At 43.1% G+C, this 17,386-nt stretch carries 16 protein-coding genes; 9 read left to right on the forward strand and 7 right to left on the reverse strand.

The features are described from left to right. Positions 1-5: 5 nt before the first annotated feature. Complete coding sequence (locus GWK51_RS15470) at positions 6-428, reverse strand: RidA family protein (RefSeq protein ID WP_161934387.1); 423 nt, start codon at positions 426-428, stop codon at positions 6-8. A 94-nt stretch (positions 429-522) separates the two neighbouring features. Here GWK51_RS15470 and soxR point away from each other — a divergent pair, with 94 nt between their 5' ends. Then, complete coding sequence (gene soxR / locus GWK51_RS15475) at positions 523-1,029, forward strand: redox-sensitive transcriptional activator SoxR (protein WP_161934428.1); 507 nt, start codon at positions 523-525, stop codon at positions 1,027-1,029. A 27-nt stretch (positions 1,030-1,056) separates the two neighbouring features. On the opposite strand, the gene GWK51_RS15480 is transcribed toward soxR, so the two are convergent. Continuing rightward, positions 1,057-1,983, reverse strand: coding sequence for a DMT family transporter (locus tag GWK51_RS15480; RefSeq protein WP_161934388.1), 927 nt, complete (start codon positions 1,981-1,983; stop codon positions 1,057-1,059). 401 nt (positions 1,984-2,384) lie between these two features. On the opposite strand from GWK51_RS15480, the gene GWK51_RS15485 reads away from it, so the two are divergent. The 8 genes from GWK51_RS15485 to GWK51_RS15520 all read left to right on the forward strand — a co-directional run bounded on the left by GWK51_RS15485 (position 2,385) and on the right by GWK51_RS15520 (position 11,294). Continuing rightward, positions 2,385-2,675: a hypothetical protein gene (locus GWK51_RS15485; RefSeq protein ID WP_161934389.1), complete on the forward strand. Its 291-nt coding sequence runs from the start codon at positions 2,385-2,387 to the stop codon at positions 2,673-2,675. A 248-nt stretch (positions 2,676-2,923) separates the two neighbouring features. Continuing rightward, the gene (locus GWK51_RS15490) at positions 2,924-4,051 is read left to right on the forward strand and encodes a Re/Si-specific NAD(P)(+) transhydrogenase subunit alpha (RefSeq protein ID WP_161934390.1); all 1,128 of its coding nucleotides are present in this window, start codon (positions 2,924-2,926) and stop codon (positions 4,049-4,051) included. An 11-nt stretch (positions 4,052-4,062) separates the two neighbouring features. Continuing rightward, a complete protein-coding gene (locus GWK51_RS15495) occupies positions 4,063-4,386 on the forward strand; it encodes a proton-translocating transhydrogenase family protein (RefSeq protein WP_161934391.1) in 324 nt (107 codons plus the stop codon). Positions 4,387-4,389: 3 nt separating this feature from the next. After that, positions 4,390-5,844 carry an NAD(P)(+) transhydrogenase (Re/Si-specific) subunit beta gene (locus GWK51_RS15500; protein ID WP_161934392.1) on the forward strand — a complete coding sequence of 485 codons (1,455 nt, stop codon included), beginning with the start codon at positions 4,390-4,392 and terminating at the stop codon, positions 5,842-5,844. A 435-nt stretch (positions 5,845-6,279) separates the two neighbouring features. Continuing rightward, complete coding sequence (locus GWK51_RS15505) at positions 6,280-6,558, forward strand: DUF3303 domain-containing protein (protein ID WP_161934393.1); 279 nt, start codon at positions 6,280-6,282, stop codon at positions 6,556-6,558. A 467-nt stretch (positions 6,559-7,025) separates the two neighbouring features. Continuing rightward, complete coding sequence (locus GWK51_RS15510) at positions 7,026-9,125, forward strand: TonB-dependent siderophore receptor (protein WP_161934394.1); 2,100 nt, start codon at positions 7,026-7,028, stop codon at positions 9,123-9,125. 206 nt (positions 9,126-9,331) lie between these two features. Then, positions 9,332-10,672: an ammonium transporter gene (locus GWK51_RS15515; RefSeq protein WP_161934395.1), complete on the forward strand. Its 1,341-nt coding sequence runs from the start codon at positions 9,332-9,334 to the stop codon at positions 10,670-10,672. A gap of 7 nt (positions 10,673-10,679) precedes the next feature. After that, positions 10,680-11,294, forward strand: coding sequence for a hypothetical protein (locus GWK51_RS15520; protein WP_235941168.1), 615 nt, complete (start codon positions 10,680-10,682; stop codon positions 11,292-11,294). A 136-nt stretch (positions 11,295-11,430) separates the two neighbouring features. On the opposite strand, the gene rsfS is transcribed toward GWK51_RS15520, so the two are convergent. From rsfS to GWK51_RS15545, 5 genes are all read right to left on the reverse strand, one after another. Continuing rightward, entirely contained in the window at positions 11,431-11,832 is a 402-nt protein-coding gene (gene rsfS / locus GWK51_RS15525) for a ribosome silencing factor (protein WP_016166152.1), read from the reverse strand. Between the two features lie 75 nt (positions 11,833-11,907). Next, complete coding sequence (locus tag GWK51_RS15530; protein ID WP_142767838.1) at positions 11,908-12,702, reverse strand: hydroxypyruvate isomerase family protein; 795 nt, start codon at positions 12,700-12,702, stop codon at positions 11,908-11,910. Between the two features lie 18 nt (positions 12,703-12,720). Beyond that, positions 12,721-13,590, reverse strand: coding sequence for an NAD(P)-dependent oxidoreductase (locus tag GWK51_RS15535; RefSeq protein ID WP_161934396.1), 870 nt, complete (start codon positions 13,588-13,590; stop codon positions 12,721-12,723). Between the two features lie 36 nt (positions 13,591-13,626). Then, positions 13,627-14,415, reverse strand: coding sequence for a crotonase/enoyl-CoA hydratase family protein (locus tag GWK51_RS15540; RefSeq protein ID WP_161934397.1), 789 nt, complete (start codon positions 14,413-14,415; stop codon positions 13,627-13,629). Between the two features lie 90 nt (positions 14,416-14,505). Next, positions 14,506-17,316: a GacS-like sensor histidine kinase gene (locus GWK51_RS15545; RefSeq protein WP_161934398.1), complete on the reverse strand. Its 2,811-nt coding sequence runs from the start codon at positions 17,314-17,316 to the stop codon at positions 14,506-14,508. Positions 17,317-17,386 lie beyond the last annotated feature (70 nt).

Raw genomic sequence — 17,386 nt, forward strand, 5'->3', positions numbered from 1 at the left:
TTCGGTTAATTGCAATAAGCGGTTGCTTCAATTTCTATCAGCATCCCTGATAAGGCAAGACACGGAACAGGAATCAGTGTGCAGGCAGGAAAATCATGTTGTTTCCAGCGCTTTTGTATTTCCTGAATTAAAAACTGATGCTTCTTGGGGCTATGATCAACCACCAGAATTCTTAAAACTGCAATATCTAAAACAGAAGCATGCGCATGTTGAAGGGCTTGAGTGAGATTTTCAAAAGCTTGATGCGTTTGCTCTGCGAAATCTTTAGATAAATGTCCTCGTTGGCTTTCACCACCTTGTCCTGAAATATGAAGTATACGTGAAAAGTGCTGAACTTCAGCCATGTGACTATAGGCAAAAGGACGTGGATTATAAAGTGTTTTGGGGTTAATCAATTGAAATGCCGCTGCTGCGCTAGCCTGTTGCATAAAAAGTCCTGTGTGCTTTTGAATTTTTGCTAGTATCAAAGCTCAAGTTAACTTGAGGTCAAGACCTGTGTCTGAAATTTCACAACCTGCTTCAATGACGCAACTCTGGTTAAGCATTGGCGACTTGGCAAAGCGCAGCGATGTCAGCGTTGCCACTTTACGTTTTTATGAAGAAAAAGAATTGATCTGGAGTACCCGCACCGCAGGCAATCAGCGTCGTTATCAACGTTCCATGTTAAGACGGGTCGCAATTATTAAGGCGGCACAGCTGGTGGGTATTTCATTGCAACAGGTGAAACTTGCTTTTGCGGATTTGCCCAAACAGGGTAATGCGACCAAGCAAGATTGGCAGCAGATGTCGAAAAACTGGCAAGCTCAGTTAGATCAGCAGATTGTGCGTTTATTGCAGCTACGCCAACAACTGGACTGGTGCATCGGTTGTGGGTGTTTATCCCTCGAGCAATGCCCTTTGCGTAATCCGAATGATGTCTTTGCTGAAACTTCGGCAGGTGCGCATTTTCAGCAGTTACTTATGCAAATTCATCCAGAGCATGGCGAGTTATCGCTTCGTAGCAAAGACGAAACCACTGAGTCTAAATAAGTGAGATCTCATGTGGCGCCATCCTGCTTATTTGGCTAATTTCTTTTTGGATAAGGTAATCATCATAACCCCGACAATGTTGAGTGCGCAGCCGACCCATTGCCAGAAATTCAGATGTTCATTTAAGAACGCCACTGCCAATAAAATGGTCAGGATAGGACCAATTGAGGCAATCATGGCAGATTGAGCCGCCCCCAAGCGTTCAATACTCTGCATTAACAAAACGGTAGGGACGACCGTCACAAAGAAGCCCAAAGCCAAGCCATACCAAAGTACGGCATGAGGCAGTTGTTGAATCAACAATATTGGGTGAGGCGTGACCCAGAAAAATTGTACCAGTGTGCCTATACAAGCCGTGCTGAGCGCCAGTCCGGTAAAATTCCAAGAACCAAATTTTTGAATCAAGGGTGGGGTGAGTAAGAGATATGCAGCGAAGGCAATTGCACTGGCAAACACAAAGCTGGCACCTAACCAAAAATGTTCTTGTACAGGTGCATTTTGCTGTTCTTGTAGCATCACCACGACCGTGCCACCATAACTGAGCAGGATGGCAATCACACTTTTAAGAGACAGTTTTTGGCGATACAGAACACATGATGCCAAGACCGTTAGGGTTGGATAGAGAAATAAAATGATCCGTTCCAAAGAAGCACTGATATACATCAGCCCTAAAAAGTCGAGCCAACTGGCAAAGTAATAGCCCATTAAACCCGCGGTCATCAGTAGCGCCCAATCTTTCGCTTGCAAGCCTTTGCTTTTTTCCCGATTCAACCAGCAAATCAGCAAAAAGAAAGGTAAGGCAGATGCCATCCGAATGGCCATCAGTAAAGTGGCATCCACCAAAGGAGAGAGAGCATAAGCTTGTTTAATGAAAATGGCTTTGCTGCTAAACAAGAATGCCGCGCCAATCGCGAATAAACTGCCGAGCTGGGTACGAGATAAAGAAAAATTCATGAAAATAGGACTGTGTAAGCACTAGCAAGCTAGGGTTGATGCTCAGTATAGGTGCTGGTTTAAAAAGTTAAAAATGCAAAAAAATGATAGATATGCATACTATTTGGAATAATAAATTTAACAATATATAGAATTAATTTATTTAAATGCTTTGTTGCATAAAACTAATCGATTGATAAATATTAACTTAATGAAATAGTCGTGTGTATTCTAAGTACAGGAGTGTCAACGGTTTAGCGCTTTAAGTGCAAAGATTTCCTCTACCGCTCTTGAATGATAAACGACCTAAAATAGTGCAAAATATGACAAGTGAAACATATTGCATCATCAGACTAAATGATTTGAAAATTATTTTTAATTAAATTTCCTGCTTTATAAGACTTTTGTGGGATTTCATCTGCGTGTCTTTAAATCATCTTAAGCTCAGCTTGAAACGGTTTTTTTTAGGTATTTTAGGGATTGCTTTAAAGACAGAAAATAGGCTGATGTTCGGTCAATCCAATTTCGAAAGAATGCTTTATAAATTGTCAGATCAGTCAATTTTGCGCATAAAAAAGCAAGAATTGCTTAAATTGTGTAGAACAGGGATGAATCTGAAGAGGGATGCTCAAAGGCTGAATTCTGTCAAAAATACCAGTAGCTCAAATCACCCACATAGCATTCAGCCTGAAACAGGGCGTGAAGGAGGCTAAAAATGAGAAAAATAGCCGAATTGTATGCTTATGCAGCAGATCTGGGTGTTAGGCAAAACTGATGAATGATATATCGTACGATTATATTTATGAATCATCAGTTCAAAATATGGGTATTTATTAAATAAATATTGGGTGGTAATTTAAAAAAGTTCAATTAGAATCCAAAAATTCAACAAGAACACATCCTGGGGGAACATCGTTTTTAACGGTGTTTGCTAGAGAAAAATTTAGCTTGAGGAATGCTCATGCAAATCGGAATCCCAACCGAAACTGTCGTCGGTGAACATCGCGTAGCTGCTACGCCTGAGACAGTCAAGAAGTTGATCAACGCTGGTCATACTGTGGTCATTCAACGTGGCGCGGGTGTTAATGCTGCGTACATTGACAGTGCTTATGAACAAGTTGGTGCCAAAATTACAGAAGATGCCTATACCGGCAGTCAACTGATTTTGAAAGTCCGTGCCCCAAAGGGTGAGGAAATTCAAAAATTGGCAGCAAACACCACCGTAGTGGCAATGTTTGACCCGTACCGTAACACCGAGCTTGATCAATTTGCATCACAACAAGTGTCTGCATTTGCATTAGAGCTGTTGCCACGTACTTTGTCTCGTGCGCAAAACATGGACGTGTTGTCTTCTCAAGCCAACCTTGCAGGTTATAAGTCTGTACTTTTGGCTGCGGCAGAATATCAACGTATGTTCCCAATGTTAATGACGGCTGCAGGTACTGTTAAGCCTGCACGTGTTGTGATCATGGGTGTGGGTGTGGCAGGTCTGCAAGCCATTGCTACGGCAAAACGTCTAGGTGCAGTGGTTGAAGCTACAGATTTACGTCCAACTGCAAAAGACCAAGTGGAATCTTTGGGTGGTAAGTGGTTAGACGTGCCAATGTCTGAAGAAGAGCAACAACGTGCAGCAGATGCCGCGAAAAACGGTTATGGATGGATGCCAGGTGAGCAATACATCAAAGACCAAGCGGCAATCGTGGACAAAGCGGTATCGAATGCAGATATCGTAATTACCACGGCATTGTTACCAGGTCGTGATGCACCACGTTTAATCAAGGCTGAAACCGTTGCCAAGATGAAACCGGGTTCAGTCATTCTAGACATGGCGGTGGAAACAGGCGGTAACGTTGAAGGTTCACAATGTGGTACGACCGTTACGACGAGTAATGGTGTGAAGATTTTGGGTATTCCAAATATTCCATCGACCGTGTCTACCGAAGCATCTGCACTGTATGCACGTAACGTTTTTAATTTTGTCGAAACATTATTTGATAAGGACAAAAACTTTGTCTTGAATCAAGAAGATGAAATTCAAAAAGCCCTAATGGTCACTCATGGCGGTCAAGTACTGCTGAAGCGTGGTTAAGGAGATTTCTCATGGTTGAAACGATTACTATTTTCGTCCTTGCCATCTTCGTAGGTTATTACGTGGTATGGGGCGTAACGCCAGCATTACATACGCCATTAATGGCGGTAACTAATGCATTGTCATCCATCATCATTGTGGGTGCAATGCTGCAAACTGTAGGTATGCCTGCGATTGGTATGGAAGCAAATGTTGCATTCCAAAGCGTGAATGTGGTGAGCATTTTGGGTGCAGTGGCTGTGTTCTTGGCAAGTATCAATATTTTCGGTGGCTTTGCTGTAACTGCTCGTATGCTTGAAATGTTCAAGCCAAAGCAAAAGAAAAAAGAGGGCTAATACATGGAATTCATTCGAGACTATGCGGATTGGTTCTACCTTATTGGTGCCGTCCTCTTTATCCTCACGTTGCGTGGCTTGTCAGGTCCTAAGACCGCAATTCAAGGTAACCGTTACGGTATGATCGCTATGGCAATTGCTGTGGTGACTACCTTCTTTGTTGCAGACCATCCTGTGATTTGGATGATTGGTGGGGCAATGGTATTGGGTGCGGTTGTCGGTATCGCACGTGCTCGTACGGTTCCAATGACGCAAATGCCAGAAACAGTGGCTTTAATGCACTCTTTGGTCGGTTTGGCTGCGGTACTCATTGCGATTGCAGCGATTCTGCATAACAACCAACTCACTGTATTGTTTGAACAAAATGAAGCAGCTTTAACTGCTGCGGGCGTTCAACATGCACATATGAGCTCGGTTCATTTATTTGAACTGTTTGTAGGTTGCTTCGTTGGTGCAATCACCTTTACTGCATCGGTATTCGCATACGGTAAATTGGCTGCGAAGAAATGGGCAAAAACCATTTCGGGTGCATGGGTTAAACCAGTTCAAGCAACCATCTTTATTGTAATGTTGGTCTGTGGTTTCACATTCTTTACCACGGGCAACATGGCTGCATTCTGGGCGATGACTGCACTTGCACTTGCATTCGGTTGGGTGTGGATTGCGCCAGTCGGTGGTGGTGATATGCCAGTTGTGGTCTCACTGCTTAACTCATTCTCAGGTTGGGCTGCGGCAGGGATTGGTTTTACCCTTGAAAACAATATGTTGATTGTTGCGGGTTCATTGGTGGGTTCTTCGGGTGCGATTCTGTCCTACATCATGTGTAAGGCGATGAATCGTTCAATCATCAACGTCTTGTTTGGTGGTGCGATGGGTGGTGCGGCAGTTGCGTCAGCAGACAAAGGTGAGCAAGTTCAACGTAACCATCGTTCTGGTTCGGCAGATGACGCAGGCTTCTTGATGTCAAATGCGGACAGTGTTGTGATTGTACCGGGTTATGGTATGGCGCAAGGTCGTGCACAGAATGCGGTAAAAGAGTTATGTGAAATCCTGAAAGAACAGGGTGTAAAAGTTCGTTTTGCTATTCACCCTGTTGCAGGTCGTATGCCAGGTCACATGAACGTATTACTTGCAGAAGCAGATGTCGCGTATGAAGACATCTTGGAAATGGATGAAATTAACTCTGACTTCCCAGCGACTGACGTAGTACTAGTGATTGGTGCGAACGACGTGGTTAACCCTGCGGCAAAAGACGATCCAAGCTCACCAATTTACGGTATGCCAATTCTTGAAGCACATAAAGCACGTACCATTATGGTGATCAAGCGCTCTATGGCGACAGGTTATGCAGGCTTAGACAACGATTTGTTCTACAATGAAAAAACCATGATGGTCTTCGGTGATGCGAAGAAAGTTGTGGAAGATATGACGAAAGCGATTAATGGTGGCGGACACTAAATCAAAGTCTCAAGTCCCTCTTTTATAAAGAGGGATTTAGGGAGATTAAAACCATCCTTCGGGGTGGTTTTTTTACGGCTGAAATTCGATCTTCACAAGGTAAGCCTATCCTTTATTTTTTAATATTAAGCTGTTGGGGTGGGAGTGAGTGAGGGCGTGTTGAATGCATCATCTACTGCTGCTATGGGTTAAGTTAAATATTTAAAACATTTTGTTTGCAACATTTGTTTGAATAATTTTAGGCGCTGCTATTCTTTAAAATTGATTGAAAAGCGCTCAAAATATAGGGGTAGGTGATTTAAATGACGAAGAGGTTTGATGGTCAGATCTAACCGCGTGGAGGTTTAGCAGCGGTATAAGACATGTGAATTTATCTGCTTGCATATTCTCTCATGTGGTCTAGTTAGGTGCGCCAATCAATGTGAGAGGTGACTTATGTTGTTTATAGTTAAGTATAGTATTCGCCCTGAAAACCGTAATGCTGCAATGGAACGGTTTTTGAAGACAGGAGGTACAGTACCTTCGGGCATAAAAATGTTAGGTCGATGGCATGCTATTGCACAGCTCTCTGGTGTTGCAATCATTGAGGCTAGTGATGCCATGTTGATTCAACAGTGGGTAATGGAGTGGAATGACCTCCTTTCTATGGAAGTCTATCCTGCGTTAACTGATGAGCAAGCGGGTCCACTGATGATTGCTGCACTCTCCAAGTAGGGTGTGAGCAGAACCCGATAGAGTCAGATCAGTCTGAGTGGATTTTATTGAGGGCTATCTCCGTGTGAGATAGCTCCAAAGTTAGATTGAATTGTTCTACGAGGGTGATGGTGTAAGTTGTTCTGCTATTTTTGAGGGTTTTAAAAATAATAAATTCTTAATTTTTCAAATTGTCCGTTTTTTACTGAAAAGAATAAGTCACATTTTGGAAGCAGTACATTTAATAAAAACTATTAATTTTTACTACATGATTTATTTAAATGATTATTTTAATTCTATTTTTCTAAAGATTGATCGTTAAGTGTTTTGGTTGTTATTGTCAGGTGTTTACTTTGAAAGTATAGCTTTTATTAATATTTTTATGAAGTTACTGTAAGTACATTGGTTTTTTTAATTGTTATTGAGAAAGATTATTAATAAGCTTAATATTTGCGAATAATTTTTTATGCTTCCATTTTTAAGATTTTATGAAAAAAAGTACTCCCATTTGGTTTGTGCCAAGCAGCTTGGCATTGGCAATTTTATCTGTAACGCAACCGACCCTTGCTGAAGACAGTGTCCTTCCAACCATTACGTTAACGGCAGAAAATCCACAATCCGATGGTGATGTACCCACCACTACGCAAAGCTTAAAGTCAGAGCAGCCGTTATTTAAAACAGCAAAATCAGTTTCGGTGGTTACCAAAGAACAAATTGAAAAAAAGCAAGCCATGAATTTGACCGATGCCATTCAAGGCGTGGCTGGAGTCATTTCAGCACCATTGGGTCGCCGTGGTGCAGATGATTTTATTATTCGCGGGCAATTGTCGTCCGACGCAATTTATGTCGATGGTTTACGTCAGGCTCAAGCTTCTGATTCACCGAGTAATATTACAGGTCTAGAGCGCATTGAGGTGGTGAAAGGTCCAGATTCCATGGATTTTGGTCAAACCGCACCGGGTGGGATTGTGAATTTGGTGACCATGCGCCCTGTACAGGATGATTTTAATCAGTTGGACTTGCGCTACGGCAGTCATAATTTGCGCCAAATTGGGGTGGATACCAACCATACTATTGAGGGTTCGGATAAAGCGGCATGGCGTTTAAATGCGAACTATTCAGATCAAGATGATGCAACGGATCATGTGTATTTTAAAAACTTTTATATCTCACCTTCGTATAATTTTGACTTGGGGGATCAGACGGATTTGTCGGTGATTGCGACTTATAACCATAAAGAATATGTTCGACAGCAGGGTTTGCCAGTCTATGGCAGTATTTTGCCCAACAGCAACGGGCAGGTGAACCGTCATTTATTTATTGGTGAGCCCAGTGCCGATCCCTATCTTTCAGACAGCATGCGTATTGGTTATAACCTGAAGCATGTTTTTGAGGATGGCTGGACATTCAAACAGAATTTTGCCGTACAAAATTCTCGTTTAGATGGGCAAGGCGTGTTTATTAGTAAATCTACAGCGAGCAGTAGCACCATCACCCGTCAGGGGCGTGATCAGCATTATGATGATATAAATTTTAGTATTGATAATAATATTGCCAAAACAGTCGAACTGGGCAATATGCAGCATCATATTATGCTGGGTTTAGATGGCATGCATGATACCCGTGATATCTGGAACTATAATTGTACGATCACGGCTTTAAATATTTATACACCGAGCTATACCAATCAAGATTGGTGTGCCAGCAAGACTTTGCGCAGTGACAGTGTCGAAACAACGTTAAAAACCATGGGGGTGTATTTTAAAGACCAAGTGGATGTGACGGATCGTTTTAATGTGAATTTAGGATTACGACATGACTGGGCATCCGTCGATGCCAAAAGTAATTATAACGACAATCAGAGCAGTAAAAGTAGTCAGGCATTTTCTGGCAGTATCGCAGGTTTATATACCTATAATGACTGGGTTTCGCCCTATGTGAGCTATTCCACTTCATTTTTACCAGTAACCGATGTAGATGTGGATGGCAATGTATTCGACCCTGAAAAAGCTAAACAATATGAAGTCGGTTTTAAGTTTCAAACCTTGGATCAGCGCTTACAAGCCAGTCTGGCATGGTTTGATTTGACCCGTTTTAATGTGGTATCGAGCGATGCCAATGGAGATAACTATCAGACGGGTGAAGAGAATACTCAAGGCATTGAGACTGAGCTTGCTGTACGAGTCTTACCTAATTGGGTCGTGAATGCTAACTATACCTATTTACCGACAGCACGTATTGTAGATAGCGAAATCAGCAGTAATGAAGGGAAGCGCTTAAATAATGTTTCCGAACAAATGTTCAATCTCAATACTCGATATGAATTTAATCAAGGTGCATTACAAGGTTGGTTTATTGGAGCTGGGGTGCGCAGCGAATCGAAAAAGAGCAGTTATAAATATGATTACACGATTCCAGGTTATGCGTTATTTGATGCTGAAATGGGCTATGACGCTGGAACGTGGCAAGCCAGTGTGAATGCGAAAAACCTCTTTGATAAGGAATATTATGCAGGTGGTCTAAGTAACAATGTGGTCACCGTAGGGGATGAGCGTCAGATTAATTTAAATTTGCGTTATAAATTTTAAACGTTCAAGCTGGTAGTTTCATTGATAAATCAAAACCATCCTACGGGGTGGTTTTTTTATTGATGTACTTTGAATCGTAACCGAGAAATTGAAAAAAAGTGGGCTGAAACGGCAGTTTTAAAATGCTGAATGAGTCACTTAATTTAAATTATGTGTTTTTCTTGGCACTGATTTTGCTTTTTTGTGAACATAATTTGGGGGTGTTCATGAAAAAAATAAACTATATCTACTTCATCATGTTAGGGCTGCTATCAAGCGCAAGTTTTGCGGCTGATCCTGTAGCAACACAAGCACAAAACATTCAGGAAATTCGCATTTCACTCGACAGTGTCTGGGTGGTCATGGGCGGGATTTTGGTCTTTTTCATGCAGGCGGGTTTTGCCTTGGTCGAAAGTGGTTCTGTCCGTGGCAAAAACACGGTCAATGTCCTTATGAAAAACTATATGGATGCTTGCTTGGGGGGCTTGGTCTTTTGGTTGATTGGCTTTGGCTTGATGTTTGGCATCAATACCACGGGTTGGTTTGGTGCTAGTCATTTTGCGCCAAATGATTTGGATGATTGGCATTGGAACTTGGTGTTCTTTCAAATGATGTTTGCTGCAACTGCCACCACCATTGCCAGTGGTGCCATGGCGGAGCGAATTCATTTTGTGGCTTATGTGGTTAGTGCGGCAGTGGTCAGTGGTCTGATTTATCCAATTTTTGGGAGTTGGGCATGGGGCAGTCTGTTTGAGGGTGAGGGTTGGTTAAAGTCTCTCGGCTTCATCGATTTTGCGGGTTCAACCGTGGTGCATTCGATTGGCGGTTGGGTCGCTTTGGCTGGGATTGTGGTATTGGGTCCGCGTTTGGGGCGTTTTGGGCGGAATGGTCAGTCACATTACTTGGCAGGTCATAACGTACCTTTAGTGGCGTTGGGTGGTTTTATCTTATGGTTGGCATGGTTTGGGTTTAATGCGGCTTCTACAGTGAATGCAACTGTCAGTATTGGACGTATAGCATTAAATACCCACTTGGCAGCATGTGCTGCCGCTGTTGCCTACATGCTGTATGCGCTTATGCGTGGTAAAGCCATTCTCATTCGCACCACAATTAATGCGTCTTTAGGGGGCTTGGTCGCAATTACTGCGGGCTGTGCCACCATGTCTCCATTATATGCGGTGGTGACAGGTCTGGCAGCAGGGCTGGTGGTCAGTGTCATGCCAGTTCTGATTGAAAAATTAAAACTCGATGATGTAGTCGATGCGGTTACCGTCCATGGCTTTTGTGGTGCTTGGGGGACATTGGCGGCAGGGCTGTTTTATGAAGCAAGTCCATTCAATTCGCAAATTATTTCTATTCAGATTTTAGGTATCATTGCTGGTTTTGTCTGGGGTTTTGGTGTGGCATTTGTGGTGTTCAAAGTGCTGGAAAAAGTCTTGGGTGGTTTGCGTGTCAGCAAACAACATGAACAGCGTGGACTGGACTATACCGAACATGCCGAGTTGTCATACCCCGAGTTTCAGCGGGATGTGACTTTTGAAACCGATGGTATGACCAAACGCCATTAAGGAGTTCATGAGTATGCCGAATGAATTATTGACGATAGGGCAAAAGCGCACTGCAATTGAGCGGGGCTTAAGCCAATATATAACAGGAATTGCGCTGGAACGTGTCCTGAGTTATTGGGAGCAAGAATATGGCGATAAACCTTCTTTTGTACTGAACCGCTTTTTAAGTGAAGTGTGTAATACCGAAGAACTGCGGTTTTATCGAAAAGACATGCTGCGCCAAGTGCTGTTTGAAATCTCAGCGGTGGAAAAACAGGTTTTAATGCAAACCAAGCCGCAAGCCAAAGAAGAAGCCTTGGTTTCGGCTCAACTGACCGATGCTTTCATGCAGTTTGTGGTCTTTGTGGTGAAGGGGGTTGCGCAGTCGGACTATCCCGATTTTGATCAGGATGTTAAAGCACGCCTGAATGAATCAGGTTATGCGGTGGTCACACAACAGGACATTCATGAATATGAATTTGTGAGCTGTTTGCCGATCACCAGTTATGCCAAAGTACTCACCACTATTTATGAAGTGTATTGCGAGTTTTATGGACCGAGTAAAGCGGACTATATCTTTGCGCGGGCCAAAGAACAGATTAAGCAACAATTTATGGATGTGGATCTACATCAATTGCTTTAGCAGGCATAAGTGTGAAGTAAGATAAAGCGTTTCAAGCGTGGGGCGTTTTATCAATCCATTGAACGGATGCTAGAAAATAAAAAAGCCAGTTAGTCTTTAGATTAACTGGCTTTTTTAGACCGAATCGGTCAATTTCTTATGCTACAGATTCTGGAGCTGTGCGCCATAAACTTTCGAGATCGTAAAATTTACGCGCAGTCGGTAACATGACGTGAACCACAACGAGTCCAAGGTCAATCAAGATCCACTCTGCATCACGTTCGCCTTCCACACCAATTGGGCGGAAACCTGCTTTACGCGCTTCTTCAGCGACATTGTCTGCAAGTGCTTTTACGTGACGAGTTGATGTACCGCTAGCAATCACAATCGCATCTGCGACATTGCTGATGCTGCTTACATCAAGTTCGATAATATCTTTTGCTTTTACATCTAATAGAGCTTCATGTACAACTTTTAAGCAAGCTTGTACGTCTTGAGCTTGAGAATTCATTGCGAGATCGAGAGAATTAGAAGCGCTGGGCGATGGTTCTAAATTCATAAAGGGTCATAATTCCTGACAATAACTCATCTTCTAATATAGCGGTTTTATCACCAAATTTCAATTGTCTGTTTTTTAACTTTGTGGATGTTCGGCAAAGTACTTGTTTTTCCATGCAAATGAGTGGTTTGAGTGAGCTTGCGGGCGATACTCTGCGGCAATAAAGCCTGCATAATCGCTATGGCTGAGCCAGTCAAAAATCTCTTTAAAGTTAATTTGCGCGGTGTCGGGTTCATGTCGCCCAGGGCAATCGGCAAACTGGATGTGTCCAATTTCAAGAATATTTTCTTTCAATTCTTCAAGCACATCTTCACCCATCATGGCCATGTGATAACAGTCAAATTGCATTTTAAGGGCAGGGTGTTGCACCGCTTCTAGAATTTCTTGTGCTTGGGCGATATTTTGAATTAGAAAGCGTGGCATGTCGGTGCCATTAATCATTTCAAAGACGGGCTGAATATGGTGTTCTGCCAGCATGAAACACGCCAGTTTTAAGTTTTTTGCCAAGGTATTGAGACATGGAAGCAGATCGCAATCCAGTGGCTGCTTGCCTGCTAAAATGTTTACATTTGGGACTTTTAATGCCACAGCATATTGAATTGCCAATTCAAGGGCTTGGTGAAATTCAACTTCTTTGCCAGGAATGCCCGCCAAGCCATTTCCTCCTTGCATCAAATCGCCCGCGGGCACATTAATTAAGCACAAACTTAAGTCATGCTGAGTCAGTTGCTTTTGAATGTCGGCAATACTGAGTTCATAAGGGAATTGAATTTCAACATGTTTGAAGCCATGCGCATAAGCCAGTGCAAAACGTTCAATGAGTGGCACTTCAGTAAAGATCATGGAAAGATTCACTGCGAGTTTAGTCATGAGTCTGCTCCTGCATTATTATTCTGCTTCAACCTGTTGAATTACTGTGGCTAAATCTGATTCAGCATAGCCTTTATTCTGATGTGTCTGCAATTGTGATAATGCTTTTTTTGCTACAGGTATATCTAATTGGAATTTTTCAGCCAATTGCACCGCATTATTTAAATCTTTTGATAAAGTCTGCACCTTCCATTGTACAGGTTCAAACTGATGATTGGCCATTCTTGGTGTTAAAATTTGAAACGGCTTCGAGTCGGCAAATCCTCCCGCCAGTGCAGGAGCCAGTAGGGTGGTGTCCACACCCGCTTGGCGTGCCAAGGCAACAGCTTCTGCAATAAGCGTGCTATTGGCTGCGACAATTAATTGGTTACAAATTTTGGTGGCTTGCCCTGTACCTGTTTCACCCATACGCGTGACGCGTTGTGAAAGCACGTTATAAATCAGGCTTAAACGCTGAATGATGTCGGCATCTCCACCAGCGAAAATCACCAACGTTCCTTGCTCAGCACCTGCTGTACCACCAGAGACAGGTGAATCAATCCAGTGTAGTCCATCATGCTGCGCTAAATCGGCCAGCGTTTTGGTTTTATCCACAGATAAACTTGAGAAATCCACAATCACCTGATTCGCTGTCCAGTAAGGCTGAATTTTTTCTATCACCTGTTGTGCAGCGGAATCGTCTGAAAGGCAGGTCAAGATCACAGGATAATCTGCAATATTTTCCAGTTTCAGTGCTGTGGCACCTAAATCAATCAGGACATCACAAGCGGCAGCAGTTCTGTTCCATACAGCCACGTCAAATCCAGCCTGAATCAAACGGGTTGCCATGCGGCTGCCCATTAACCCCATCCCCAGAAATGCAATTTTCGTATTACGATCAAAATTCATTGGAATCTCTCTATAGCTTATTCTTGTTACCGAAAGTTATTGGAACTGGCGCGGCACAAATTGAACCTCGGGTTGTTTGTCTTTTTTACGCGCCAATTGACTGTTTTTACCTAATAAAAGTTTCAATTGCCAGATTTTTTCTAAACGTAAAGATTTACGCGGTTGATGTTCCATCGCATCCAGCACCTGTTTGGCTGCGGCGAGGGCATCTGGAGAACGTTGCAGCATTTCTTCTGCAAGGGCTTGCGCTTGTTGTAGTGGGGTCTCAGACAAATGCGTGACCAAACCAATCTGCTTGGCATAATTGGCATCGAAAATACGGGCAGTTAGGGTAAGTTCTTTGGCTAAATCCAGTCCAATCACTCCTTTAAGTGAGCGGCTTAAGCCCATGTCAGGAACTAGCCCCCAACGGCTTTCCATAATTGACATTTGAGTGTCAGGATGGGCAATCCGTATGTCTGCCGCCAAAGCCAATTGCATGCCTGCACCAAAGCAAAAACCTTCTAGAGCTGCAATGACAGGTACAGGTAATTCTTGCCAAATTAAAAATGCTTTTTGGAATAGGCTTTGCCCCGGTTTGACCAACTCCCAAGCGGCATAGGCTTTGTTTTTAGGATTGTTTAAGTCGGCAAGATCAATACCTGCACTAAACACATTGGCTTCACCCGTTAAAATCACACAACGAATGCTGCGGTCTTTTTTCAGTTGATTGGCAACTTTGACCAATTCATTCAGTAAGGCAAAGCTCATGGCATTGCGTTTTTCTGGACGGTTTAGACTGACGGTTGCAATTCCGTTTTGTTTTTCTACACGTAATAAAGCCATGCTGGATACTCTAATTTTGCTTTGCTTCGGAGCATAGCATGTGCATGTATGCCCATGCATGACAGCTCAGTCACATCTTTTTTCCTGAAATTATTGGATTTGTTTATTTAAAATGGACTGTGCTGCCTGTTTTACCTGTTGCATGATCAGCTTCAAATCATCAAAGCGTTGTAAGGTTTCTTGAATAAACTGTTCATCAGCGCGACGCTTTTCTTTACGCAAGGTCGAGATGAACTGTTCAAACGCTCCAGATGCTTCTTGTAGACTCGGTACACCCACATAGCGGGTTGCACCATAGAGACGATGCAGTACGTGTTCCAGTTGAGGGAAGTCTTCCAGTTCAATCAGTTGTTGCATTTCATCCAGTTCAGTCTGAAAACTGTCGACCAGCATTTTTAGCAGATCAATCGCCAAGTCTTCTTTGTTCGCTGCCAGTTGTAAGCTGTGCTGCCAGTTCAGAATTTCTGGATCAAGCGCCTCAATCACAATATTCTTTTCGACGAGGGCAGCTTTGTCGAAACTTTTACTGGTCCAGTGGGTCAAGATCTGAATAATTTGTTCGATCTGAATCGGCTTGGTGACATAGTCGTCCATACCGACTTTTAAGAGTTTCTGCTTTTCATCTGCCAGTGCATGTGCCGTGAGTGCAATAATCGGCAGATGGGTTTCTTCTTCTAAAGTGGACTCCAGTGCACGAATCGCGCGGGTGGTATCAATGCCTGACATTACAGGCATCTGAATGTCCATAAACACCAGATCAAAAGGTTTCAGTTTTTGTTCCAGTCGCGTTTGAATGATATCAATCGCTTCCTGTCCACTTTGCGCTTTGGTGGTGGTGACATTCAGTTCACTGAGCAGGGCTTCAAGTACAATCAGGTTTGGTAGGTGGTCATCAACCGCTAAAATATGCAAGCCCTGACCGTCGAAGTTTTCATGGTGTTCAGACTGGAAGACCGACTGGTTGTTCAGAAGTTGAATCAGGGCGCTACGGCTTAAAGGTTGATATAGTGGACGAGCACGATATTCATTCAGCATGTTCGGATCGAGCGCCATTTGGTAGCCATAAACCGCAAGGCTGCCGGTATATCGGCTGCGAATTTCCTTCAACATGGCTTCGGTGTCACCACTATGATCCACAATCAACCAGGTATTTTCTTGTTGCGACTGAAGTTGATTCAAGCGACTAAATAAATCCAAAATCGATGCTGTTTCAATATGTTCGACTTGGTAGTTTTCAAGATAGTGACGGAGTACATGTGCCGCCGCAGGATGGGCTAGATAAGATACCACTTTCATATGTTCGAATTGTGGATGCACAATTTCATATTCGTCATCTACGGCAAACATCGCGGTAAACCAGAAAGTCGAACCTTTCTCGGTTGGTGCACGTTCTTGGTTGTCTTCAAAACCAATTTGGCCTTGCATTAAATGCACCAACTGTTTGGAAATGGCCAAACCGAGTCCTGTGCCGCCAAATTGACGTGTCACCGAAGCATCCCCTTGTGAGAAGGATTCAAACAGGCGTTTACGGTCAGTGCCACTTAAGCCGATACCGCTATCTTGGACGCTAAAATGCAGCAGGCATTGTCCGATATCATCATGCTTCATACGTACCCGAACAATGATTTCACCATCGGGGGTAAACTTAATCGCATTGGAAATCAAATTGGTCAGAATCTGCTTAAAGCGTAAGGTATCACCAATTACCTGTTTCGGAACATCGTCGCCATAGTAGAACGCCATATCGATATGCTTTTGTGCTGCCAATGGTGACAGCATATCCATCACATCGAAAATCGCTTCTTCCAGATCAAATGGAGCAGTTTCCAGTTCCAGTTTGCCAGCATCAATTTTAGAGAAATCTAGAACATCATTAATCAGTGCCAATAAGTGCGCGGAAGATTTACGAATGGTCTGTAAATATAGATTTTGTTCATTACTTAAATTGCCCTGACGCAACAGCAAATGAATAAAGCCGTCGATACTGTTTAATGGTGTTCTGAGTTCATGGCTGATATTCGCCAAAAATACCGACTTGGCTTGGTTGGCGGAAATTGCTTGGTCACGCGCTTGACGATAGGTAATGTTTTGCACTTCTAAGGTGTCGAGGGTACGTCTTAAGTCATCTTCAGTTTGTTCGGTATGTTCTTTGAGTTCTAAAAAACTGAAATGAAGACGTTTTACCACATTGGCGATGTCACGCTGTAGTAAGCGTAATTCGCCAGTACTGTTAATGATCATGTGTTGATCAAGGGTGTCGGCATTTAGACGTTGAAGCTGCATGCGAATTTCGTACATCGGGGCAATCCAGCGACGTGAATAGAAATTCAAACACAGTAATAGCAGCAACAGGGTTAACAATCCTGTTGCGATCAACACAATCAGGACGCGGTAACGCGCAATCTGTAAGGGTTGATTGTCCAGCTCAATCAGCAGCCAGCCTTTATGATTCGGAGAATCATTAATTTGCATGCCATAGACATGATTGCCATTGGATTTGAGCGGACCGAAAAAGCTTTTATCGGTCGGGTATTTGGGCCATTGCGCTTGTGCATCACCGCCCACATGGATGCGTTCAGCACCCGTGTGGTCAATAATTGTCGCCTGATTCAGCAGCTTTTCATTAAACATATACTGCATGGCATTTTGCGCTTGATCATAATGCCATGGATAGCGATTGAGTAAGTCGAGTGCTGATTCGGCAGTACTTTGGTAACGGGTCAAAATCGCAATTGCCATTTGACGTTGCTGCGCTTTGGCTGCATTTGATGTTTCTGATAAGACCAATGCCGCACCTACACATGCCAAAACCATAATTGGCACAAAAATCATGGCAATCAATTGCCCATACGCATGATTTAAGTGTAAGCGTTTAAATAACTTTTTATTGATATTCGACATGGCAAACGTAGTAAATTCCCTATGCCCAGCATATTAACATGCTTTATTTGAAACTGACCGTGCTTTAATC

It is taken from the genome of Acinetobacter kanungonis (assembly GCF_009939195.1).
In the GTDB taxonomy this organism is placed as follows: domain Bacteria; phylum Pseudomonadota; class Gammaproteobacteria; order Pseudomonadales; family Moraxellaceae; genus Acinetobacter; species Acinetobacter kanungonis.

Excerpts from the sequence above, each read along its gene's own strand:
- rsfS (WP_016166152.1), bottom strand. The coding sequence starts at position 11,832 with ATGAATTTAGAACCATCGCCCAGCGCTTCTAATTCTCTCGATCTCGCA.
- GWK51_RS15510 (WP_161934394.1), top strand. The coding sequence starts at position 7,026 with ATGAAAAAAAGTACTCCCATTTGGTTTGTGCCAAGCAGCTTGGCATTG.
- GWK51_RS15495 (WP_161934391.1), top strand. The coding sequence starts at position 4,063 with ATGGTTGAAACGATTACTATTTTCGTCCTTGCCATCTTCGTAGGTTAT.
- GWK51_RS15500 (WP_161934392.1), top strand. The coding sequence starts at position 4,390 with ATGGAATTCATTCGAGACTATGCGGATTGGTTCTACCTTATTGGTGCC.
- GWK51_RS15490 (WP_161934390.1), top strand. The coding sequence starts at position 2,924 with ATGCAAATCGGAATCCCAACCGAAACTGTCGTCGGTGAACATCGCGTA.
- GWK51_RS15520 (WP_235941168.1), top strand. The coding sequence starts at position 10,680 with ATGAGTATGCCGAATGAATTATTGACGATAGGGCAAAAGCGCACTGCA.
- GWK51_RS15515 (WP_161934395.1), top strand. The coding sequence starts at position 9,332 with ATGAAAAAAATAAACTATATCTACTTCATCATGTTAGGGCTGCTATCA.
- GWK51_RS15530 (WP_142767838.1), bottom strand. The coding sequence starts at position 12,702 with ATGACTAAACTCGCAGTGAATCTTTCCATGATCTTTACTGAAGTGCCA.
- GWK51_RS15480 (WP_161934388.1), bottom strand. The coding sequence starts at position 1,983 with ATGAATTTTTCTTTATCTCGTACCCAGCTCGGCAGTTTATTCGCGATT.
- GWK51_RS15505 (WP_161934393.1), top strand. The coding sequence starts at position 6,280 with ATGTTGTTTATAGTTAAGTATAGTATTCGCCCTGAAAACCGTAATGCT.
- GWK51_RS15535 (WP_161934396.1), bottom strand. The coding sequence starts at position 13,590 with ATGAATTTTGATCGTAATACGAAAATTGCATTTCTGGGGATGGGGTTA.
- soxR (WP_161934428.1), top strand. The coding sequence starts at position 523 with ATGACGCAACTCTGGTTAAGCATTGGCGACTTGGCAAAGCGCAGCGAT.
- GWK51_RS15545 (WP_161934398.1), bottom strand. The coding sequence starts at position 17,316 with ATGTCGAATATCAATAAAAAGTTATTTAAACGCTTACACTTAAATCAT.
- GWK51_RS15540 (WP_161934397.1), bottom strand. The coding sequence starts at position 14,415 with ATGGCTTTATTACGTGTAGAAAAACAAAACGGAATTGCAACCGTCAGT.
- GWK51_RS15470 (WP_161934387.1), bottom strand. The coding sequence starts at position 428 with ATGCAACAGGCTAGCGCAGCAGCGGCATTTCAATTGATTAACCCCAAA.